Raw genomic sequence first — 22446 nt, forward strand, 5'->3', positions numbered from 1 at the left:
TGTGTGTGAAACAGGCATCTTGCCTGTGTGTGGAACAGGCATCTTGCCTGTGTGTGAAACAGGCATCTTGCCTGTGTGTGGAACAGGCATCTTGCCTGTGTGTGAAACAGGCATCTTGCCTGTGTATGGAACAGGCATCTTGCCTGTGTGTGAAACAGGCATCTTGCCTGTGTATGGAACAGGCATCTTGCCTGTGTATGGAACAGGCATCTTGCCTGTGTGTGGCACAGGCATCTTGCCTGTTAACCTAAAATGCCGCACTAGGGTTAATTAATACCGACCTAATTAATTGACAAAAATATAGGAAAATTTAGATAAGAGTTAAGTTAATTGGGAGAGTAGATCGTGATTATTTGGGTAAACGAGCAAATCGATCCGTCTGGTATTCTTTATTCTTGCATTGCTTGTTGCGATGAGACTCAAGCGAAGGATTGCCACGAATCTTTTGAGAAGAATTTGACGGCAGAGCAAAAACAGCAGGGCTGGGTTGCTACCTTGCGGACTGTTAGTTCTTGGGATGAGGTGCCTGTTAATGCTTTGAAATTGAATTGATTAGTGCAAGTCATCAGCCACTTTAGTCTCGCCCTGTTTCCGTTCGATCGAAGTGGCAGGAAAACGTTGCACGTCTGTTCGTCCAAGGCAAGATAACTGGGAGCATCTCATATTTGTAAAAACACTTCTTCTGGCTCCTTCCTTCTTCCTTCTTCCTTCTTCCTCTTTTCTCCTGGCTCCTGACTCCTGACTCCTAACTCGAATTTCTAGCGGAGGGCGGCTTTCATTGAGATGCTCTCAGATAACTCGATCGCACATTGGTCAAATTAACAGAGGTTTTGTGAAACAGAAGGCAAAAAGCTACCAGCATTTGGGGCTGCTAGTCTGAGGATTGTGGCCTGGAAGGTGCGGGAATTTGGGCGGAAATTTTCGGGCCTGCAGTGCTGCCAACACGCTAGGACGAAAAAGCGTGCAAGTGCGATCCTCTTCGAGGGTTCCGCTAACGACAATTCGCATTTCTTAAAGTGATTTTAGGATTACTATTAATAGATAGAGGCATTTCCAATTGTCTAGTTAAATTTTTATGATTGAAACCTTATTTCACGCTTATACGCCTCTAGTTATCTGGACGGGCTTAGGACTGCTGCTGTTTCGGTACATCCCAGTTGATTTTCCCAAGCTGCTGAGCCACTTTCTTTTCTGGATTGGGATACCGCTGCAAATTCTAGTTTTAGCCCGTCAGAGCGATTTTTCGGGTGCTGTGGGATTCACGCCGGCGATCGCCATATTCGTGTTATTTCTGAGTACGAGTTGTGCTTGGCTGACTTGGGTATTATTGCGTAGGCTGAGTGCGGCCCACATCAAAAAGCCCTATTTTCAGGGCAAGAATTCTCTGGTAAATTTATTCTTAGTAAATTTTAATTCCCTGAAGCGATCGAGCGAAGGGAGTTTTATCCTAGCTTCGATGTTAGGGAATACGGGCTTTGTTGGATTAGCAATCACCCCGTCTATCATCAGCACCGATAACACCAACTGGGCTGTCTTGTACAGCGTCACTAACAACGTTATTGGAACTTATTGTTTCGGTGTATTTATTGCTAGCTATTTCGGGAACTCGGAGCAAAAAAAACACTGGTGGACTCAGATCCGGGACGTGCTGACAGTTCCCGCTCTCTGGGCATTTTTAATTGGTTTTTATACTAGAAACATCCCCCTGCCCGAAACAGTGGAATCGGGATTGCAGACTGCTGTTTGGGTGGTAATTGCCAGTGCTTTGCTGCTGGTTGGCATCCGGCTGAGGTCTATTAAGAAATGGGAAAGTTTTGAACTGGCGTTAATCCCGTCGCTGTTAAAAGTGGTAATTGTGCCGGTGCTAATCGGATTGGGTGCTAGTTATTTCGGATTGAGTGGCGATCCGAGGTTTGTGTTGGTGTTGATGTCGGGAACGCCCACAGCTCTTTCCGTGCTGATTTTAGCAGAAGTCTACGAGCTCGATCGCGATTTGTTAGCTAGCAGCATCGCCATCACTTCTGTCGGTTTGCTGTTGATGCTTCCGCTGTGGTTAGCTGGGTTTAGTTAATATTAGCTAAAGTTTCAAATCAGATTGCTATAAAATTTCGCAGTACAATGAACAATAACTGCACGGAAAAGACGATGAATGAGACAATAACTGCTACAGGTCTGCCTCCTGCATTCCCCGACCATACCCAACTGCCAGACGAAGACGGTACATTTGTGAAAAATTTTCAGGAGCATCCTCAGAGCATCATTCTGACAGATTCGATCGGGCCGGTTGTAGAGCGGCTGCATCCAGACGGACAATATGCGATCGGGCAAGATTGCGGCATTTACTGGCGAGAAACTGACCCGCCAGAACGAGGTGCAGAAGCACCGGATTGGTTTTACGTGCCGAATGTACCCGCAACACTCGATGGTTTTCGCCGTTCTTATGTACTTTGGCGGGAACACATGGCTCCGTTCATTGCTTTAGAATTTGCTAGTGGTAATGGAGAGGAAGAGCGCGATCGTACTCCGCTTTCTGTGGCGGCCGACGGTACAACAACTAAACCCGGTAAGTTTTGGGTGTACGAGAGAATTATCCGCATCCCTTACTACGGCATTTATGAAATGAGAACGGGCAATTTAGAGGTCTATCACCTAATAGATTTTGGGTATCGAAGGATGGAGCCAAACGAACGCGGTCACTATCCCATTCCTGTACTAGATGTAGAATTGGGACTGTGGCAGGGAAGCTATCAAAATCAAGAACTGCTTTGGCTGCGGTGGTGGGATTCGCAGGGGAATTTGCTGTTAACTGGCTCCGAACAAGTTGAAATTGAGCGGGGCAGGGTCGAACAAGAACGGGAAAGAGCCGAACAAGAACGGGAAAGAGCCGAACAAGAACGGGAAAGAGCCGAACAAGCAGAGCGAAAAGCCGCCCAGTTAGCCGATCGACTGCGAGCAATGGGAATCGATCCCGATGCTGAGGATTGATATCAAATTCCCAAAACTCTCTCTGTAGCGCGAGCATCCCGCACCTTACCTTTTACAATCACAAAAAACCAAGCTGATGGAAACTAAACCACCTCTACCGCCCTTTACGTTGGAAACGGCTAAAGCCAAAGTTCAAGCTGCTGAAGATGCCTGGAATACCCGCGATCCAGAACGAGTAGCCTTAGCTTATACGGAAGATTCTCAGTGGCGAAACCGTGCCGAATTCTTCAGCGGACGGGAAGAAATCAAGGCTTTTTTAAGACGAAAATGGGCAAAGGAATTAGATTACCGTTTAAAGAAAGAACTGTGGAGTTTTACAGATAATCGGATTTCTGTTCGATTTGAGTATGAGTGGCACGATGATTCTGGCTACTGGTATCGCGCCTATGGTAATGAACAGTGGGAATTTGCCGAAAATGGGTTAATGCGAAGACGTGAAGCTAGTATTAATGATGTTCCCATTCAAGAGTCTGAACGGAAGTTTCGATAAGATTTATCGGTGAGTTGTTAGACGCATAAACCTGGTTTTTTAGGAAAATATGCAGGTTTGTAGTAAGGACTTTAGTCATGATTGCCTAGACCTCTTGCAAAAATAGCTGGGACGGGCAAGATGCCCGTCCCACAAAAAGTTTTTTCTCTTGTGGGATGGGCATCTTGCCCGTCCGAAAATTTGATCGAAAGGACTTTTGCAAGAAGTCTACTCAATGCCAGAAAGACGAATAAAGCCCTCACTACTAACGAAAGGTTTGTAGTCAGGACTTTAGTGATGATTAGAACTCTTGCAAAAATACAAGGCACCCCACCCCAACCCTCCCATTGAATCAGGGGAGGAGGCAAGATTATTCTTGTTTCCCCGCTTAATAAGGGGGACTTGCGGGGGGTGAATTTGACTTTTGCAAGAACTCTAGAGAAGTTTATAGAGCATCTGCGATCGTGTACAATCTGAAAAAACAATTTTAATGGAGTTTTGTTGCAAATGAAATTTTTGGCGATCGAAACACTAATTGTTAGTTCTATCCTTCTGTCAATCTCATCATTGTCCTCTGCTCAAAGTAATCAACAGGGCTCTACAATTTTACCCACAGGAGCTTACTACGCTCAAGGAACAATGTTCAATAACTCCCGTAGAGAGATTGCACATCAAAACAATAGAATCTGCATCAAGATCGTCGATGGCCCTGCAAATCCCTACAAAGGCGTCGAATCTATCACAATTAGCAGCGTGTCTTTGGAAAATGGGAAATACTATATTGATGCAACTGGCACGGAGCTAGTATTAAAAAACAATGGAAAAGCATTCTCTGGCGACATTCGCGGTACATGGGAGTATAGAGGTATCTCCCCCGATCGAAGGAGTGAACCCATACAAGCTAAAAAAATGGCAGAATGTGTAGCGGCTCAAGGACGATATGTGGAGAAGATGGAAGGAATATCAATTTCAGGAATCGATTTTCCCAAGCATTAACCATCATTGAAATGGGGAGGGGCGCAACCAAAAGGTGATCTGTGGGATGCAGTAATGGGTAATCGAAGTAAGGTGCGCGGCGCGCACCCTACATCATTAGGTTATTCGTCCCAGACTTTATCCTCAATCGGTAAGCAAACTCGGAGAAGTCAGCACAAAGACATCCCTGGTTCCCACTCCTTCAGATTCCGGTTTAATCGGCGTAGTAAAGTGGAAAAATTCGTGGTCGTTAACTAACAGCAATTCCCCTGGCTGCAGAATTTTATTAAAAACAGGCTTCTCTTTTTTAGCCAAGTACAAATGCGTTTCCCCGCCGACAATATTAGTTCTGTCCACCGAGAAAATCCCGATAAAGTCAGTACCGTCTTGGTGAATGCCTTCCGGTGCGGGGTTGCCGAAATTGTGCGGCGAACAAGTTGTCCTGATTTGATGGATGCCGATTTCAGCTTCAGGGTGAATTTTGCAGGAATCGAAAAAAGCAAAAATCATCTGTTTGAAATTATCGAGGGCGATTAGTCGATCGTCCAATTCGGCAAATTCCCGCCTGATATCACCCACTAGCGGATTGTATGTTTTGCTTTGATACAAATAGCCGTGAGGTAACTTAACTAACTCATTTCCGTTGACTGCAAACCGCGATAATCTTCTCGAACGATACTTACCTTTCACATACGGATCGACAGGCATATCGTCAAAAAATTCCTTGAAACCTTCTAGCTTAATCGAGTTTACTTTTTTGAAAGTAAACATGAAGGCATAATCCAAATGAATGGATTCTAATACGGTTTTCATAGATTTTACTCCCTGAAGCCTTGCTCCCCTCCCTAATTTTGCCTGGAGGAGGTGTATGCTTCTACTCTAGCGCAGGTTTTTTGGATGTGTCGTAAAAGACACTACAAAAATTGCAAAGATATCGTAAAGCTTGCAAGATGAATCCGGGGCTGGTTCTTCTTTTAATCCAAAATCCCCAATCTAAAATCTAAAATCTAAAATCTAAAATCGATTGACTGCTTTCACCAGCGACTGACAGGCCCGCAGGAAAACGGCAACATCGACCCCAAGTGCAACGTACTGAACGCCAGCATCAATCCACTGCTGGGCGATTTCGGGGTTTTCGGCAAAAGTACCGGCGGCTTTGCCTGCTTTGCGGATGGTTTGCACTGCCTCTTGCATCATGTCGATGACTCGGGGATCGCGGACTTGACCGGGAATGCCGATCGACTGTGACAAATCGTAAGGCCCCAGAAAAATCACGTCCACCTCTGGCACAGTAACAATTTCTGCCAGGTTGTCGATGCCGCCTTTGCCTTCGACATGAATCACAACTAAGGATTCTTCGTTGAGTTTGTCGGTGATATTTGTACCTGCAGCGGTGTAAAGCCCCGCCCGCGTAGCGAAGGAAAGGCCTCGCGTGCCCAGAGGACTGTATTTAGCGCTTTTGACAGCGGTTTCGGCATCGATTTTGCTTTCTATTTGAGGTACTTGAACGCCTGCACTGCCGATATCAAGAGCTCGTTGAATTTGCGGCCCGTCGTTTTTGCGGACACGAATAATCGGTGCAATTCCAGTGCAGTCGGCGGCGCGACACAAATCTTCAGCAGCAAGCGGGTTCAGGGGCCCGTGTTCCATATCGATAACGGCGAAATCAAATCCAGCGTGACCGCATATTTCCATGAATGCGGGATAAGCGCAGTTCATAAATAAACCGAGGACTGTTTCGCCTTGTTTAATTTTTTGTTTCAGTTGGTTTTGACGCATAATTTTGGACTTTTTTTTACCGCAGATGAATGCCGATGAACCCAGATTATTTTTAATAATACAACTAAAATATTGCGGTTACAAATTATTTTAGGTTAAGAGTATCGCTAAAAATTTGGTAGCTGCTTTTGCTTCAATCTTAAAGGGAATCAAGCACAAAAGCCAGCCACAAATAAACATTCCTAAGATTGGTAAAAATATGGCTCCCACGGATGGTTCTACTAACCAAGCAAATAAAGAAAACATTCCTATACTGCCAGTTGTCCACAGCCAAAGAATCAGAATTCCTATAACTGTTGTATGTAAACTCATCCTAATTCTGATGGAACAACCGAACTGTTGATTATGTATATCTCCTTGTATAATTGGGAACAATAAATGTCTCCCGATGATGATGCGATTAATTTTGAATTTTTTGCCATAAATCGTTCCTTCATAGGGTTTTGCAGGGGGTTGACCAAAGGGTATAATTATTCTAAAAACTTTGGGAGGAGTAACAACTTCGTCTAACCTGCGTAAAACTTCCGAATAAGTTAAACTGGTGGTAATTGTTAAACTCTCAAAAGGAATGAATGACCTAAAAAATTTGACGATTTTGAGCATAAGGTAGATCCGGCTGTTCAATAGTTGTTGCTGGTATTAATGCCTCTTATCTAAAAAAGTTTTCCCTGACAACACCGCGAAATACCAGTATACTGCAAAATAAACATTTAGATGGGAGGAGTGTTTTTCGGGCTATGTCAAAATTAATTCCACAATCTCCGATGAAACTTCGACAGTATCTATTTTTGCTCAAAGGTCGATCGATCCTTAGCCTCACCCTCGGCATAATTTCCGCGATAGGGAGCATTTCGCCAGTATTTGCCGCACCGGGTCGCAATCCCGACACTGCTGAAACTTGCGACATTCTAGTAGCAGGCGGCGGGCTCTCCGGCGCTGCTACCGCTTACGAAGGTTTGCTGGCGGGGCGCACAGTTTGCCTCACTGAAATTACTGACTGGGTAGGCGGTCAAATTTCCTCCCAGGGAACTTCCGCACTCGATGAAAGAGATACTCAGCGATCGCTCTTATTTTACCCCCGCGGCTACCTCGAATTGCGGGAACGGATCAAGGAACATTACGGCCGGCTAAATCCCGGAGGCTGTTGGGTTAGCTATTCCTGTTTCATGCCCTACGACGGTCACAAAATTCTATTTAACATCTTGCAGGATGCCGCTAGAAAAGGCAAAGGCACGCTGAAATGGTTTCCCAATACAGTTATTAAAGAACTAGCAATTACTCCTGCTGTGGCGGGGAATACGGTTGGGGGTCAACAAATTAAAAGTGCGATCGCCATTCAACACAAACCGGCCCCCAACACCGGGCCAATCAACACCGAAACTCTTTCTCAGACTATCGAAGATGCCTATCGCTACGAAAATTCTCCGCGATTTAACAAAACTATTATTCGGTTTATTCCTAAAGCATCTGGAACCCCCCCTAACCCCCCCTTACCAAGGGGGGGGAATTCCACCAGTTCCCCTTTACAAGGGGGGAATTCCACCAGTTCCTCCCCTTCTGGCAGTAGGGGGGCTGCTGATTGGTACGTTGTAGATGCCACTGAAACAGGTGAATTGATCGGACTTGCCGATGTTCCCTACCGCCTCGGAATTGACCCGCGTTCCCCTCTTGAACCTTCCTCCGCCAGCCCCACCGGCGATGCTTACTGCACTCAAGGTTTTACCTACACCTTTGCAATGGAGGCAACGAAGGAACCGCAGCAGCATCAAGTGCCGTCTTTTTATCAACAATACGCTCCTTACTACAGTTACGAATTGCAGAGATTGGCGAGCTTTCCCTTGGTTTTCAGCTACCGCCAAATCAGGAGCATGAGACCGGATCAAAAGCGACCTTCAGACCCGAAGCAATTCCCGATTTATCCGGGGGATATTTCGATGCAAAACTGGACTTGGGGCAATGACTATCGTCCCGGCAATTCTCAAGATAATTTAATTTACACTCGCCAGCAGTTGGAAGAAGCAGGTCAACTGCAACCGGGGGGATGGATGGGCGGTTTGCGAACGGAAACTTTGCGAAAGGGAGAGGAAAATGCCAAAGGATTTTTCTACTGGCTGGTAACAGGAACTACTGACTCGCAGCTAGGAGAGGGAGTCAAAAAGCCTAATCCAAACAATCGTTTTTTGAGCGGGTTGGATTCGCCGATGGGGACGGTGCACGGACTTTCTAAATATCCTTATATGCGGGAGGGCCGACGCATTATTGGGCGGCCGAGTTTCAATCAGCCTCAAGGTTTTACGGTGTGGGAAGTTGATATGTCTCGCACTGACTTTACGGCTGATTTTTACCGCCAGAATTTGTCGGAGGAAGAGTATCGGAAGTTGTGGTTAGCTGTGGGTGGTTTGAATGCGCCGGCTTTGGCTGTGGGAAGTCAATCTGTTGAGGATACAAAATCGCGATCGCGCGCTACGATTTATCCTGATTCTGTGGGTATTGGTCATTATGCGATCGACTTTCACCCCTGCATGACCAACAGTCCGCCGGAAGCACCAGGAAATACCGAACGCGAAGGCACTCGCAAAGGTCAAGGGCAAGCTTATCCCTTCCAAATTCCGCTGCGGGCAATGATTCCTCAGAAAATTGACAATATGTTAGTGGCGGGTAAAAGTATTGCTGTTAGCCACACAGCGGCCGCTGCTTATCGAGTGCATTCTTTTGAATGGTCTGCCGGTGTGGCGGCGGGAGTTACGGCTGCTTTTTCCCTAGAAAAGGGGATTCTCCCTTATGAATTAGTGGACGAATTGCCATCCCGCGAGCCAAACTTGGAAGTGTTACAGTTGCGGTTGCAACAAAATGCCAATCCCATCGCCTTTCCGGGTACTTCTATTTTCAATAGTTCGTGGCAAAATTGGAAATAATCGCAGTTGGTAATCTGTAGCGCTGGCATCCTGCCCGCCCTACAATAAAATTCACTCTGTGTGGAACAGGGTGGAACAGGCTTTCGGGCCTGTTCCTGACACCCCACAATTAACTGGTTAGCAAGAAGAGTTTGCTAACCCGTATAAAATAACCAATAACAAAATAGCTGATAAACAGCAATTTGTCATCCATCTTTCGATAGAAGCAATCAGACACTGCTTTAGTCGGATAATATCAATAATCTCAAAAATATTCCCCCCTTCCCCTTCAAACTCGTCAAAGGTAACGGTCATGTCAACTGCACAGATAACAAGCCCCAATTCCAATAATGGTTATGCCAAACAGTTACTCAGAACCTTAGTAGCAGTCAAAAAAGGGGACTTTTCAGTTCGGATGCCCATAGACCAGACCGGTCTAGCGGGGAAAATTGCTGACGAACTTAACGACATTATCGATCTCAATGAGAGAATGGCGGCCGAACTCGATCGCATCGGCACAGTTGTCGGTAAAGAAGGCAAAATCGCCCAGCGGGCCACCATCGGCAGCGCCGAGGGGTCATGGGCAGCTAGCGTCAACTCTGTCAATACCCTAATTACAGATTTAGTGCAACCAACCTCTGAAACCGCCAGAGTAATTCGGGCCGTAGCAAAAGGAGATTTATCGCAAACTATCGCCTTAGAAATAGAAGACAGACCCCTCAAAGGAGAATTCCTCCAAACCGCGCAAATTGTTAACACAATGGTAGACCAGTTGAGCTCCTTTGCGTCGGAAGTAACGCGGGTGGCTAGGGAAGTGGGAACCGAAGGGAAATTAGGCGTGCAAGCAGAAGTTAAAGGAGTTGCTGGAACCTGGAAAGATTTAACGGATTCAGTTAACTCGATGGCGGGGAATTTAACAGCACAAGTGCGTAACATTGCCGAAGTGACGACGGCTGTGGCCAATGGCGATTTATCCAAGAAAATTACAGTAGATGTTAAAGGGGAAATTCTCGAACTGAAAAACACGATTAACATCATGGTGGATCAGTTGAGTTCCTTCGCATCTGAAGTAACCAGAGTTGCTAGGGAAGTAGGAACGGAAGGCAAATTAGGGGTGCAAGCTGAAGTGCGGGGAGTTGCTGGAACCTGGAAAGATTTAACGGATTCAGTTAACTCAATGGCCGGCAATCTTACCGCACAAGTACGGAATATTGCCGACGTGACGACGGCTGTGGCAAATGGTGACTTATCTAAAAAAATTACAGTAGATGTTAAAGGTGAAATTCTGGAGTTAAAAAACACTATTAACATCATGGTGGATCAGTTAAATTCCTTCGCATCTGAAGTAACCAGAGTTGCTAGGGAAGTAGGTTCCGAAGGCAAACTCGGCGGTCAAGCTGAGGTGAAAGGAGTTGCCGGAACTTGGAAGGATTTAACGGATAGCGTTAACTTCATGGCAGGCAGTTTGACAGCACAAGTGCGGAACATCGCTGAAGTGACAACCGCTGTGGCCAAGGGCGATTTATCTAAGAAAATTACCGTAGATGTTAAAGGCGAAATTCTCGAACTGAAAAACACCGTCAACACGATGGTTGACCAGTTAAATTCCTTCGCATCTGAAGTAACCAGGGTTGCTAGGGAAGTGGGAACGGAAGGGAAATTAGGCGTACAAGCAGAAGTGCAAGAAGTAGCAGGAACCTGGAAAGATTTAACGGATTCAGTTAACTCAATGGCCGGCAATCTTACCGCACAAGTCCGCAACATTGCTGAGGTGACGACGGCGGTTGCTAACGGTGACTTATCTAAAAAAATTACGGTACAGGTTAAAGGCGAAATTTTAGAACTAAAAAACACCATTAACGTGATGGTGGATCAGCTTAATTCCTTCGCATCTGAAGTAACCAGGGTTGCCAGAGAAGTGGGTTCGGAAGGTAAACTCGGCGGTCAAGCGGATGTGCGAGGCGTAGCAGGAACTTGGAAGGATTTAACGGATAGCGTTAACTTCATGGCGGGTAGTTTGACCGAACAAGTACGGAATATTGCGGCTGTTACGACTGCTGTGGCAAATGGCGACTTGTCGAAGAAAATTACTGTAGATGTTAAAGGTGAAATTCTGGAGTTGAAAAACACCGTCAACACGATGGTGGATCAGTTAAATTCCTTCGCCTCTGAAGTAACCAGGGTTGCGAGGGAAGTGGGAACGGAAGGGAAATTAGGCGTGCAAGCTGAAGTTAAAGGAGTTGCGGGAACTTGGAAAGATTTAACGGATTCAGTTAACTCGATGGCGGGGAATTTAACAGCACAAGTGCGTAACATTGCCGAAGTGACAACCGCTGTGGCCAATGGCGATTTATCCAAGAAAATTACAGTAGATGTTAAAGGGGAAATTCTCGAACTGAAAAACACGATTAACATCATGGTGGATCAGTTGAGTTCCTTCGCATCAGAAGTAACCAGAGTTGCTAGGGAAGTAGGAACGGAAGGTAAATTAGGTGTGCAAGCTTACGTGCGGGGTGTAGGGGGAACTTGGAAAGATTTAACCGATAATGTTAACTTGATGGCGGGGAATTTGACGGCGCAGGTGCGGAATATTGCGGAAGTGACGAAAGCGGTGGCAAATGGCGATTTGTCTAAGAAAATCACCGTCGATGTCAAAGGCGAAATTCTGGAGTTGAAAGATACTATTAACGTGATGGTGGATCAGCTTAATTCCTTCGCTTCTGAGGTGACGCGGGTGGCGCGGGAGGTGGGGACTGAGGGTAAATTGGGCGGTCAAGCTGAGGTGAAAGGAGTTGCGGGAACTTGGAAAGATTTAACCGACAACGTAAACTCGATGGCGGGGAATTTGACAGCGCAAGTGCGGGGTATTGCTAAGGTTGTGACGGCGGTGGCGAATGGCGATTTGAAGCGCAAATTAATGCTGGAAGCTAAGGGAGAAATTGCGACTCTGGCAGATACGATTAACGAAATGATTGATACGCTGGCGACGTTTGCCGATCAAGTTACTACAGTGGCGCGGGAAGTGGGAATTGAAGGGAAATTGGGCGGCCAGGCGAAGGTTCCGGGCGCGGCGGGGACGTGGCGAGATTTGACGGATAATGTGAATGAGTTGGCGGCGAATTTGACTACTCAGTTGCGGGCGATTGCAGAAGTGGCAATTGCTGTTACCAGAGGCGATTTAACGAGGTCAATTTCCGTCGCCACGGAAGGAGAAGTTGCCATTGTTAAGGACAACATTAACCAGATGATCGCCAATCTCCGGGAGACGACGCAGAAGAATACTGAGCAAGATTGGCTGAAAACAAACCTTGCTAAGTTCACTCGAATGCTACAAGGTCAGCGGGATTTAGAAACTGTTTCTAAACTAATTCTATCAGAATTGACGCCGCTGGTGTCTGCTCAGCATGGCGTCTTCTTCATGATGGAATCTGTCGAACATGATCCGTTTCTCAAACTGTTAAGTACCTACGCATACCGCGAACGCAAACAGTTAGGAAATAGATTCCATTTAGGCGAAGGTTTGGTAGGACAGTGCGCCCTGGAAAAGGAACGCATACTGTTGACAGAAGTGCCGGAAAACTACGTTAAAATTGGATCGGGACTGGGAGAATCTACGCCGTTGAATGTGGTGGTTTTACCCGTACTATTTGAGGGACAAGTGACGGCAGTAATCGAGTTAGCTTCGTTCCGCCGCTTCAGCGAAATACACTTGACATTCCTCGACCAACTTACAGAAAGTATCGCAATTGTCTTAAATACAATTGCGGCGAGTATGCGGACGGAAGAGTTGCTGAAACAGTCACAGTCTTTGGCAGAAGAGTTACAAACTCAGCAAAAAGAACTAACGGAAACTAACAAGCGTCTCGAACAGCAAGCGCAGTCACTCCGCGCATCTGAGGAACTGTTGAAGAGTCAGCAGGAAGAGTTGCAACAAACGAATGAAGAACTAGAAGAACAAGCTGAATTGCTAGCGCTGCAAAATAAGGAAGTTGAGCGGAAAAACCGAGATATCGAACAGGCGAGGGGGTTGTTGGAAGAAAGAGCCGAACAGTTGGCTCTAACTTCTAAGTATAAGTCGGAGTTTCTGGCAAATATGTCTCACGAGTTGCGAACTCCGCTAAATTCGCTGTTGATTCTGGCTCGATTGCTTTCTGACAATACTGAAGGCAATTTGACTCTGAAGCAAGTTGAATACACGCGCACAATTTACTCGGCGGGAAATGATTTGCTGGGGCTGATTAATGACATCTTGGATCTCGCTAAGATTGAATCGGGCACGATGTCCGTGGAAATTGAGCAAGTGTTGTTTACGGACTTGCGAGATCATTTGGATCGGACTTTCCGCCAAATCGCCCAGGATAAGAAGTTGAGTTTTAAAATAGAGCTTGAGGCTGGGTTGCCAAAAGGTCTCTATACTGATGCTAAACGCCTGCAACAAGTTTTGAAGAATCTCCTCTCTAATGCGTTTAAGTTTACAGAGCGAGGTGAGGTGAAATTGCGTGCGGAAGTAGCGCGGGAAGGGTGGAGTTTAGAGATAGAAAGTTTAAGGAGTTCCCCTACTGTTTTGGCTTTCTCAGTTAGCGATACCGGGATTGGGATTTCTGCTGAAAAACACAGGGTTATTTTTGAGGCTTTCCAACAAGCAGATGGTAGCACTAGCCGCAAATACGGGGGAACGGGTTTGGGTTTGTCAATTAGTAGAGAAATCGCTAATTTGTTAGGTGGAGAAATTAAATTGACAAGTCGCCCTGGTGAGGGTAGTAGGTTCACGCTTTATCTGCCACAAACTTACCAAGAATCGCGAATAATGAATGAAACGGGTTCGGGGACGGGCAAGCAAACGCCTCAATTACCCCCTGCTAATTCTCCCGCACTTCCTTTGCCGAATTTCCACTTGCCGATCGCGCCTTACCCCTCACCTTTAATCTCTGATGATCGAGAAAATATTGAGAGTGACGATCGCGTGCTTTTGATTATTGAAGATGATGTAAACTTCGCTCGAATTCTGTTGGATATGGCGCAGGAACAGGGTTTTAAAGGTTTGGTGGCTTTGCGGAGCGATATCGGTTTGGCGATGGCGCGAGAGTTCAAGCCAACTGCGATTATGCTAGATCTAAATTTGCCTGTGATGGATGGCTGGACAGTGCTCGATCGCTTGAAGCACGACCCAAGTACGCGCCACATTCCGGTTCACATTGTATCAGTTGAAGAAGGGCGGCAGCGTAGTTTGCAGTTAGGGGCGATCGCCTACTTACAAAAGCCTGTCAGTCGCGAAGCATTGAGCAAAGCTTTGACTGATATTAAGGGGTTTGTGGAGCGGCCAGTGAAGAATTTGCTAGTCGTGGAAGACGACGAAACGCAGCGTCTGGGCATTGTGGATTTAATCGGCAATCACGATGTTTCTACAACGGCTGTGGGGAGTGGTGCAGAGGCGCTAGCAATTTTGAAATCGGGGCATTTTGACTGCGTTGTACTCGATTTGGGACTACCAGATATGACGGGTTTTGAACTGATAGAGCAGATCAAGCAAGAGGCTACTTTGAAAAGTCTGCCGCTTATTATTTATACGGGCAAAGAGTTGACACGATCCGAAGAAACTCAACTCAAGCGCATGGCCGAAACAATCATTGTTAAAGATGTGCGATCGCCAGAACGTTTGTTAGATGAAACAGCTTTGTTTTTGCACCGAGTCCAAGCAAATTTGCCGGAACCGAAGCGCCAAATGCTAGAGCAATTGTATCAAACAGATTCGACGCTGGCGGGCAAAACAGTCTTGATTGTTGACGACGATATGCGGAATATTTTCGCCCTCACGAGTATGCTGGAGCGCCATAAAATGAAGATTGAGTATGCTGAGAATGGCAGAGAGGGCATTGCTAAATTGCAAAATACCCCTGGCATAAATATTGTGTTGATGGACGTGATGATGCCAGAGATGGACGGTTACGAAACCATGCAAGCAATTCGTAATATGCCTCAATTTGCTTCCTTGCCAATGATTGCTCTTACTGCGAAAGCTATGAAGGGCGATCGGGAAAAATGTATCGAAGCTGGTGCGTCTGACTACATTACCAAACCTGTTGATACGGAACAGTTGCTCTCGCTGCTGCGTGTCTGGCTTTATCGATAGGAAGAAGTCATTAGTCATTAGTCATTAGTCATTAGTCATTAGTCATTAGTCAGCAGTCAACAGTCAGCAGTCAACAGTCAACAGTCAACAGTCATTAGTCATTAGTCAGCAGTCAACAGTCAGCAGTCAACAGTCAACAGTCAACAGTCAACAGTCAACAGTCAACAGTCAACAGTCATTAGTCATTAGTCAGCAGTCAACAGTCAACAGTCAACAGTCAACAGTCAACAGTCAACTATGCCCAATAACCAATTAGTAATTAAAAATGCCCCAAAGCCATGAACTTGAAACAATCGAAATTCAACTCCTACTAGAGGGAATGTTTCGCTATTACGGATTTGATTTTCGCAATTATGCTCTTGCCTCTCTCAAGCGCCGTATTTGGAACACTATTCGCTCGGAACGGCTCACCACTGTCTCTGCCCTTCAGGAAAAGGTACTTCACAATCCTGCTTACCTAGATCGTTTACTGCTGGATATTTCTGTCAATGTAACGGCGATGTTTCGCGATCCCAGCTTTTACATTAGTTTCAGAAATAAAGTGGTGCCGCTACTGCGTACTTATCCTTTTATTCGGATTTGGCACGCTGGATGTTCAACGGGCGAAGAAGTCTATTCTATGGCAATCTTGCTGCAAGAAGAAGGACTGTACGACCGTTGTCGGATTTACGCTACGGACATGAATGAATTAGTTTTGAAAACCGCCAAAACAGGGATATTCCCGCTGAAACAAATGCAAGAATATACGCAACTATACCACCAAGCGGGGGGCAAGAAAGCGTTTTCTGAGTATTACACTGCTGCCTATGAAAATGCGATTTTTCGCTCTTCACTTAAAGATAATATTGTCTTTGCTCACCACAACCTAGCAACGGATAATTCTTTTAATGAATTTAATGTTATCTTGTGCCGTAATGTGCTGATTTATTTCAATTCAAACCTCCAAGAGCGGGTACACAAGCTTTTTTATGAGAGCCTGGGAATGTTTGGAGTTTTAGGACTAGGACATCAGGAGTCTATGACTTTTACACCTTATGAAAAATACTATGAACCAATTGAAAGTAGTGATAAACTCTACCGAAGAGTTAAATAAAAAAAATTTTGAAATAGTGGTTGTGGGCACGTCTTTGGGAGGGCTACAGGCTCTGACTGTGCTGCTGGCAGATTTGCCACAAAGCTTTCCTTTGCCTGTAGTTATTGTCCAACACCGCCATAAGAGTTCTCAGAATAGGCTCACGGATGTTTTACAACAGCAAAGCTCTCTCCAAATCACAGAGGCCGAAGACAAAGAGGAGATCGTACCTGGACGGGTTTACTTGGCTCCTGCTGACTATCACTTGCTAATAGAATCGCCCTCTGACGAGGAGTTTAGCCTGTATGAAAACAACTTTACAGAATGGGGGAGCGTGGCAGTGGAGTCAATCCATAATTCAAAATCCCCAATCCCCAATCGCGGAACTCCTAAATTTGCACTATCAACTGAGGCTCCTGTCTCCTACGCGCGGCCCTCAATCGATGTGCTGTTTGAGTCTGCTGCGGATGCCTTTGGGGAGAAAGTGATCGGGATAATTTTAACGGGAGCTAATTCGGATGGTAGTAAAGGGCTGGCAAAAATTAAAGCTGAGGGAGGATTGACATTTGTGGAGGAACCGGCTTCAGCTCTATGCCCGACCATGCCAGCGTCGGCGATCGCAAATGTTGAAGTAGACTGGATTTTACCCCTCTCTAAAATCGCTCCCTGTTTAGTCAATTTGCTAAGAATTAAAGATTAAAAAATTTATGAATCTGCAGTCCCCCCATCGAGTAAATGTCCTTTTAGTTGACGATCGCCCAGAAAATTTGGTAGCTCTAGAAGCTATCCTCAACAGCCCCTCTTATCATCTAGTACAAGCTAATTCGGGCGCGGAGGCTCTGAGATGTCTGCTTAATGAAGATTTTGCGGTAATTTTGCTTGATGTGCAGATGCCGGGAATGGATGGATTTGAGACAGCAACATTGATTCGCTCTAGAGATCGATCGCGAGCGACTCCGATTATTTTTATCACAGCATTCAGCAGTAATGACACCCACGTGTTTAAAGGTTATTCTCTGGGTGCGGTGGATTACCTGTTCAAACCCTTGGAACCCGAAATATTGACATCGAAGGTGGGGGTTTTTGTGGAATTGTTCCAAAAAACCGTCGAGGTGAAGCAGCAAGCAACACAGTTAGCTGCTGTTAATAGTGAACTAAGTAAAAGTGAAGAGCGGTTTCGCACTTTGTGTGCTTGTTCGCCACTGGGAATTTACTTAGCTGACGTTGAAGGCCGCTGTACTTACATTAATCCCCGTTGTCAAGCGATTTGCGGGTTAGCTTTGGACGAAAGCTTGGTAGAGGTTTGGCAGCGGGAAGTTCATCCAGAAGATCGCGATCGCGTAGTCACAGATTGGTTAGCTTGGATTAAAGAAAGTCAGGAATATTCTAACGAGTTTCGATTAGCTGGTAGCGAAAGTGTGCGTTGGGTTCACGTGCAGTCGTCACCAATGTTTTCGGATTTGGGAAAACTTATCGGTCATGTGGGCACGGTTAGAGATGTCACAGACCGCAAGCAAGCAGAGGAAGAACGCGGGAGACTAATCCGCGAACAAGTGGCGCGGCAAGAAGCGGAGAGAGCTAACCAGATGAAGGATGAATTTCTAGCTATTCTCTCTCACGAACTCCGCACTCCTTTAAATGCAATTCTCGGCTGGTCTAGGCTGCTTCGTACCAAAACATTTGACCAAGACACTATTGAGAAAGCCCTAGAAACAATTGAGCGCAATGCTAAATCTCAAGCTCAACTCATCGAAGATATTTTAGATGTTTCGCGGATTCTGCGGGGGAAACTAAATTTAAATAAGCATCCGATTCGGTTGGAATCTGCGATTAAGCTGGCAATAGATTCTTTGCAGCCGCTGACTGAGGAAAAATCAATAGTCATAGAATTAACGTGCAGTCCCAATGTAGGTGAAGTTATCGGCGATCCCGATCGGTTGCAGCAAATTGTGTGGAATTTGCTGTCAAATGCGATTAAGTTTAGTCCGCAAGAGGGTAAAGTAGAGGTGCGGTTAGAGTCAGTTGGAGATGAGGCTCACATTCAGATAATTGATAGCGGCATTGGTATCGCTCCTGATTTTTTGCCTTATGTTTTCGATCGCTTCCGCCAAGCTGATAGCAGCACAACTAGGTCTTACGGGGGTTTGGGACTGGGATTGGCGATCGTCCGTCACTTGGTTGAACAGCACGGCGGTAAGGTGTATGCAGAGAATAATCCGGGCGAGGGTGCGAAATTTACGGTGGCTTTACCTATTGCTCAGAGGAAGACCGGAGGTGCAGGGGATGCTTGGTCGGAACTCAATGACGGGACAGAGGCTCTGCCCAGTCTGGCTAATTTGCAATTGCTGGTGGTGGATGATGACGATGACACGCGGGAGTTTTTGATTGCTTTACTCGAAGACGAAGGAGCTATGGTGCGATCGGCGGCATCGGTGGCCGGGGCTCTAGATGCACTGGAGAGTTATTGGCCGGATGTGCTGCTGAGCGACATTGGAATGCCCGAAGCAGACGGCTACGAGTTGATCGCGCGGGTGAGAGAAATGGAAGTGCTTAGGGGTGGAAAGATGCCTGCGATCGCTCTGACGGCCTACGCCAGAGAGTCCGAGCGCAAGCAAGCGCTGGAAGCGGGTTTCCAGATGCACTTATCTAAACCAGTTGACATAAATAAGTTAATTGCCGCAATTGCTAACCTCACAGGAAGACTCGGAAATCCCGCTCCAACTGATATCTTGCACCATGCTCAAGAACAGGCAAGATGCCTGTTCCACAAAGAGTAAATTTTCTGGTGGGGAGTAGGGGTTGGGCAGGAGAGCCCGTGCGTGAAGGCTGATTGACCCCCCAATTTCGTGCCGATTACTGAGAAAAATATTAAGCTAGCTAAAAGGATACGCGATCGACAGTTCGGAACAAGACACTCGTTTTTCCACAAAAAACTGGATATTTGCCGTTTTTTGCTTCAACCTGCCGTCCAAGTACAAAATTACTCGCCAATCAATTCATGAATATTTTTAGCAGTCTGCTTTCTAGCCCAACTCAAGCACCCCAAGTCAAAAAACAGCGTCGAGGCATTGAAATTAAGTCGGAACGCGAAATCGAAATTATGCGGCAGGCAGCGAAAATCGTTGCAACGGTACTCAAAGAAATTTCCCTAATGGTGAAACCGGGAATGACTACTGCTGATTTGGATGCTTATGCCGAAAAACGCATCCGCGAAATGGGTGCAACTCCCAGTTTTAAAGGCTATCACGGTTTCACCGGTTCGATTTGCTCTAGCATTAATAACGAAGTTGTTCACGGCATCCCCAGCGCCAAAAAGGTAATTCGGGCAGGAGATGTTCTCAAGGTAGATACGGGGGCATATTACCAAGGTTTTCACGGCGATTCTTGCATCACGATCGCAGTTGTGGAAGTGACTCCCGAATCGGCAAAATTAATCCGAGTTGCAGAAGAAGCTCTCTACAAAGGCATCGAACAAGTGAAGGCTGGAGCCTATTTGCTCGATCTGGCTGGTGCGATCGAAGATCATGTCAAAAGCAACGGTTTTAGCGTCGTTGAGGAGTTTACCGGCCACGGTGTCGGGCGAAATTTGCACGAGGAACCGTCGGTTTTCAATTTCCGCACGCGGGAAATGCCGAACGTGAAATTGCGAGCGGGCATGACATTGGCGATCGAACCAATTCTGAATGCCGGTTCTAAATACACTCGGACGCTTTCTGACAAGTGGACTGCTGTAACCGTTGACAATGCTATGTCGGCTCAGTTTGAGCATACTGTGTTGGTGACAGAAACTGGCTATGAAATTTTGACAGATCGTTCAAAAGTTTAAGTGGAAGGGTTCAACAATAATTTTGAGTTTTGAGTTTCGAGTTTTGAATTAAAGATTTAAACACTTTTTAATCGTTAGATCAAAACCTAACTCAAAGCTCTTGAGTTGGACAACAAGTTTTTAACTTCCTTCGAGGGATGGAGTGACAATAAGACTTAAATGCGGCTAAATTAAAAAATAGTGGTAAAGCGTAAAGGTAACAACTATGTCAGCACGATTATTATTGGTAGATGATGAACCGGGCTTGCGGGAAGCAGTACAAGCTTATTTGGAAGATAGCGATTTTGCGGTTGAGGTGGCCAGTAATGCTCGCGATGGGTGGGAACTCTTGCAGCAGACTAATCCAGATTTGGTGATTTCAGACATTATGATGCCCCAGGTGGACGGTTATCAATTTCTCAAGCAAGTGCGGGAAGATCCTCGCTATAAGGCTTTGCCGGTGGTGTTTTTGACTGCTAAGGGGATGACGAGCGATCGCATTCAAGGCTATCAAGCAGGCTGCGATGCTTATCTTTCTAAACCCTTCGATCCCGACGAATTAGTAGCAATAGTAACCAATTTGCTGGCCCGCCGCGCGGCTGCTAAGGAGACGAGCGAAAATCCTGAAAGTCCAGATATTGCTGCTTTGACAAGCCAAATGGCGAGAATTGAGTCTTTGCTGAGCGGGCGGAGTTCGATCGCCCAAAGTCCTTCGCCGATTAAAATTGATTTGACTCCGCGAGAACAAAGTGTTTTGGATTTGGTTGCTCAAGGTTTGATGAATAAGGAAATTGCCCGCCGCTTAGAAACTAGCGTGCGTAATGTGGAAAAGTACGTCAGCCGTTTGTTTAGCAAGACGGGTACTAACAGCCGTACTGAGTTGGTTCGCTTCGCTCTCGAACACGGCTTGACGAAATAGGAGTCCTCTCGACTTGGCTGGAGGCTCTGCCTCGCCGAGCTGCGTTACCAGGCTCTTCCTGGTAACGAGAATTATGCAAAAAATTAGAAATGTTAAGATATAAGTATTGACAGATATTCCGTGGCTGTGGTATGTCACATCAGCTTGCTGGTGGCAGCGCGGGTGTGCCAAAACTGGTGTGCGAAAACGGGTGTGCGATTCCCTACGGGATAGCTACGCACGCGCGGACTTCTCACCCACTTTGCTTCGAGTCTGAGATGAACACTCGCAAACACCGGGGAATTACTTACCGGGAAAACCTGACTGTTTAAGAGTTTTCACGTAGTAAATACAAAGGCAAACAGTTGACCGGATATGCTCCGTTAAGCAAACTTGCCACAAACAGTCACAGATAAGGTTATCTCCTGTGGAAAAACAAGCCACTATTAATTACAGTCCTGGACGCACTCCGACAAAGAAACCGGGTTTTTTACCGAATTTACGGTGTGTAACGCATCTTTAGGCAAAAAAACGCGGTTTCTCGGCCCCCAGGCATAAAATTTTAGACCCTAGTTAATGCTCTCAGATTCATCTGTGGAGTCAATCTAAAATCTCAAATCTAAAATCGACTCACAGCGCTCTAAAGTAGCCGCAGATGTTGAATGTATAGCAGTACCAAAGTTTAGTTTATATCAGGAGGATACCATGAGGAAAATCACGGCGCGACAAACGATAAGTGTTATAGTAGCACTGCCGATCGTACTAATAGCCAATACAAATCAAGCTTTTGCCACTGATACCAGTCAGAAAATAGATCCAATTAAGAAAGTTTCGGATTTTGGCGATGAGCTAGATTTTGATATTGGGCCACCAACAACAATTAGCATTGAAGAAAGCGAGGATTGGGATGAACCTGATTTCGCAGCTACTTTAGATATGGAGATTAGTAAATTTATGACAAAAAATCTTCAAGCTGTAATTGATGAGCCGCCCCCGGTAGTTTATCTCAGTGCGGCCAGGGGCCAGTCAACCCGAGAATGCCGGATTTCTGGGATCTGCGAATAACTGAATCGGATTTGTGCGATTTTGGCGATGGCTGGGACTCCCGCAAACAAAGACTCATTTGCTGGGTAGAATTGGAGCAATTATCAAGATTTCAGTAAACTCCGGTTGATTTTGCTGGGAATATGCGAATAACAGAGTATGTATTTTTTTGGGTATGCTTTAATTGCGATCGGCTAAAATAATAAGTATGCAGGCTGAAATAAACTTAATTAATTGATAGTTCCCAGTGATGGGAAATCGCCAAAAAGGGCAAAAATAAAATTAATCATGTGATTCTTCGCTGTGATTGGCAAACGTAACAACGGGTAAAAGTAAACTTAGTTAGAGCAACCGCCACAACGGTTAGGAAGTTCTTAATTGCACTTTCCCCCTGC

18 protein-coding genes are annotated in these 22446 nt (G+C 45.9%); 15 read left to right on the forward strand and 3 right to left on the reverse strand.

Annotated features, from left to right (window positions below; all coding sequences use genetic code 11):
• From QUB11_RS03985 to QUB11_RS04010, 6 genes are all read left to right on the forward strand, one after another.
• Positions 1–274, forward strand: a 274-nt coding sequence (locus QUB11_RS03985) for a hypothetical protein (protein ID WP_333389869.1), incomplete at its 5' end; no start/stop codon positions are given.
• A gap of 71 nt (positions 275–345) precedes the next feature.
• A complete protein-coding gene (locus tag QUB11_RS03990; RefSeq protein ID WP_333038077.1) occupies positions 346–552 on the forward strand; it encodes a glycogen debranching protein in 207 nt (68 codons plus the stop codon).
• A gap of 523 nt (positions 553–1075) precedes the next feature.
• Positions 1076–2071 (forward strand): AEC family transporter, encoded by a 996-nt coding sequence (locus QUB11_RS03995; RefSeq protein ID WP_333201059.1) that lies wholly within the window; start codon positions 1076–1078, stop codon positions 2069–2071.
• A gap of 74 nt (positions 2072–2145) precedes the next feature.
• Positions 2146–2985, forward strand: coding sequence for a Uma2 family endonuclease (locus QUB11_RS04000; RefSeq protein WP_333201098.1), 840 nt, complete (start codon positions 2146–2148; stop codon positions 2983–2985).
• A gap of 76 nt (positions 2986–3061) precedes the next feature.
• Complete coding sequence (locus QUB11_RS04005; protein ID WP_190657739.1) at positions 3062–3475, forward strand: nuclear transport factor 2 family protein; 414 nt, start codon at positions 3062–3064, stop codon at positions 3473–3475.
• Between the two features lie 486 nt (positions 3476–3961).
• A complete protein-coding gene (locus tag QUB11_RS04010) occupies positions 3962–4450 on the forward strand; it encodes a hypothetical protein (RefSeq protein WP_333256334.1) in 489 nt (162 codons plus the stop codon).
• Positions 4451–4573: 123 nt separating this feature from the next.
• Here QUB11_RS04010 and QUB11_RS04015 read toward each other — a convergent pair whose 3' ends face one another.
• The 3 genes from QUB11_RS04015 to QUB11_RS04025 all read right to left on the reverse strand — a co-directional run bounded on the left by QUB11_RS04015 (position 4574) and on the right by QUB11_RS04025 (position 6811).
• The gene (locus tag QUB11_RS04015; RefSeq protein ID WP_333201054.1) at positions 4574–5242 is read right to left on the reverse strand and encodes a 2OG-Fe dioxygenase family protein; all 669 of its coding nucleotides are present in this window, start codon (positions 5240–5242) and stop codon (positions 4574–4576) included.
• A 201-nt stretch (positions 5243–5443) separates the two neighbouring features.
• Positions 5444–6208 carry an aldolase/citrate lyase family protein gene (locus QUB11_RS04020; RefSeq protein WP_333201052.1) on the reverse strand — a complete coding sequence of 255 codons (765 nt, stop codon included), beginning with the start codon at positions 6206–6208 and terminating at the stop codon, positions 5444–5446.
• 90 nt (positions 6209–6298) lie between these two features.
• A complete protein-coding gene (locus QUB11_RS04025) occupies positions 6299–6811 on the reverse strand; it encodes a hypothetical protein (RefSeq protein WP_333201050.1) in 513 nt (170 codons plus the stop codon).
• A 134-nt stretch (positions 6812–6945) separates the two neighbouring features.
• On the opposite strand from QUB11_RS04025, the gene QUB11_RS04030 reads away from it, so the two are divergent.
• The 9 genes from QUB11_RS04030 (at position 6946) to QUB11_RS04070 (ending at position 22072) form a co-directional block, all read left to right on the forward strand.
• Positions 6946–9123: an FAD-dependent oxidoreductase gene (locus tag QUB11_RS04030; RefSeq protein ID WP_445300747.1), complete on the forward strand. Its 2178-nt coding sequence runs from the start codon at positions 6946–6948 to the stop codon at positions 9121–9123.
• A 292-nt stretch (positions 9124–9415) separates the two neighbouring features.
• On the forward strand, positions 9416–15232 hold the full coding sequence (locus tag QUB11_RS04035; protein WP_333201046.1) for a HAMP domain-containing protein: 5817 nt from the start codon (positions 9416–9418) through the stop codon (positions 15230–15232).
• A gap of 265 nt (positions 15233–15497) precedes the next feature.
• A complete protein-coding gene (locus QUB11_RS04040; protein ID WP_333201044.1) occupies positions 15498–16325 on the forward strand; it encodes a protein-glutamate O-methyltransferase CheR in 828 nt (275 codons plus the stop codon).
• The gene (locus QUB11_RS04045; RefSeq protein WP_333201042.1) at positions 16279–17004 is read left to right on the forward strand and encodes a chemotaxis protein CheB; all 726 of its coding nucleotides are present in this window, start codon (positions 16279–16281) and stop codon (positions 17002–17004) included. The genes QUB11_RS04040 and QUB11_RS04045 overlap by 47 nt, the downstream gene beginning before the upstream one ends.
• Positions 17005–17011: 7 nt before the next feature.
• A complete protein-coding gene (locus tag QUB11_RS04050) occupies positions 17012–19081 on the forward strand; it encodes a response regulator (protein WP_333201040.1) in 2070 nt (689 codons plus the stop codon).
• A gap of 221 nt (positions 19082–19302) precedes the next feature.
• Positions 19303–20130, forward strand: a complete 828-nt coding sequence (map, locus tag QUB11_RS04055; RefSeq protein WP_333201038.1) for a type I methionyl aminopeptidase — start codon at positions 19303–19305, stop codon at positions 20128–20130.
• A 205-nt stretch (positions 20131–20335) separates the two neighbouring features.
• Positions 20336–21028: a response regulator transcription factor gene (locus QUB11_RS04060; RefSeq protein ID WP_333052586.1), complete on the forward strand. Its 693-nt coding sequence runs from the start codon at positions 20336–20338 to the stop codon at positions 21026–21028.
• A 131-nt stretch (positions 21029–21159) separates the two neighbouring features.
• Positions 21160–21339 (forward strand): hypothetical protein, encoded by a 180-nt coding sequence (locus QUB11_RS04065; RefSeq protein WP_333201036.1) that lies wholly within the window; start codon positions 21160–21162, stop codon positions 21337–21339.
• 373 nt (positions 21340–21712) lie between these two features.
• Entirely contained in the window at positions 21713–22072 is a 360-nt protein-coding gene (locus tag QUB11_RS04070; protein WP_333201034.1) for a hypothetical protein, read from the forward strand.
• Positions 22073–22446: the final 374 nt, after the last annotated feature.

The organism is Microcoleus sp. B6-A1 (assembly GCF_036705085.1).
GTDB lineage: Bacteria > Cyanobacteriota > Cyanobacteriia > Cyanobacteriales > Microcoleaceae > Microcoleus.

Excerpts from the sequence above, each read along its gene's own strand:
- QUB11_RS04030 (WP_445300747.1), top strand. The coding sequence starts at position 6,946 with ATGTCAAAATTAATTCCACAATCTCCGATGAAACTTCGACAGTATCTA.
- QUB11_RS04005 (WP_190657739.1), top strand. The coding sequence starts at position 3,062 with ATGGAAACTAAACCACCTCTACCGCCCTTTACGTTGGAAACGGCTAAA.
- QUB11_RS04050 (WP_333201040.1), top strand. The coding sequence starts at position 17,012 with ATGAATCTGCAGTCCCCCCATCGAGTAAATGTCCTTTTAGTTGACGAT.
- QUB11_RS04045 (WP_333201042.1), top strand. The coding sequence starts at position 16,279 with ATGAACCAATTGAAAGTAGTGATAAACTCTACCGAAGAGTTAAATAAA.
- QUB11_RS04015 (WP_333201054.1), bottom strand. The coding sequence starts at position 5,242 with ATGAAAACCGTATTAGAATCCATTCATTTGGATTATGCCTTCATGTTT.
- QUB11_RS04010 (WP_333256334.1), top strand. The coding sequence starts at position 3,962 with ATGAAATTTTTGGCGATCGAAACACTAATTGTTAGTTCTATCCTTCTG.
- map (WP_333201038.1), top strand. The coding sequence starts at position 19,303 with ATGAATATTTTTAGCAGTCTGCTTTCTAGCCCAACTCAAGCACCCCAA.
- QUB11_RS04070 (WP_333201034.1), top strand. The coding sequence starts at position 21,713 with ATGAGGAAAATCACGGCGCGACAAACGATAAGTGTTATAGTAGCACTG.
- QUB11_RS04000 (WP_333201098.1), top strand. The coding sequence starts at position 2,146 with ATGAATGAGACAATAACTGCTACAGGTCTGCCTCCTGCATTCCCCGAC.
- QUB11_RS04040 (WP_333201044.1), top strand. The coding sequence starts at position 15,498 with ATGCCCCAAAGCCATGAACTTGAAACAATCGAAATTCAACTCCTACTA.
- QUB11_RS04020 (WP_333201052.1), bottom strand. The coding sequence starts at position 6,208 with ATGCGTCAAAACCAACTGAAACAAAAAATTAAACAAGGCGAAACAGTC.
- QUB11_RS04065 (WP_333201036.1), top strand. The coding sequence starts at position 21,160 with ATGTCACATCAGCTTGCTGGTGGCAGCGCGGGTGTGCCAAAACTGGTG.
- QUB11_RS03995 (WP_333201059.1), top strand. The coding sequence starts at position 1,076 with ATGATTGAAACCTTATTTCACGCTTATACGCCTCTAGTTATCTGGACG.
- QUB11_RS04060 (WP_333052586.1), top strand. The coding sequence starts at position 20,336 with ATGTCAGCACGATTATTATTGGTAGATGATGAACCGGGCTTGCGGGAA.
- QUB11_RS04025 (WP_333201050.1), bottom strand. The coding sequence starts at position 6,811 with ATGCTCAAAATCGTCAAATTTTTTAGGTCATTCATTCCTTTTGAGAGT.
- QUB11_RS04035 (WP_333201046.1), top strand. The coding sequence starts at position 9,416 with ATGTCAACTGCACAGATAACAAGCCCCAATTCCAATAATGGTTATGCC.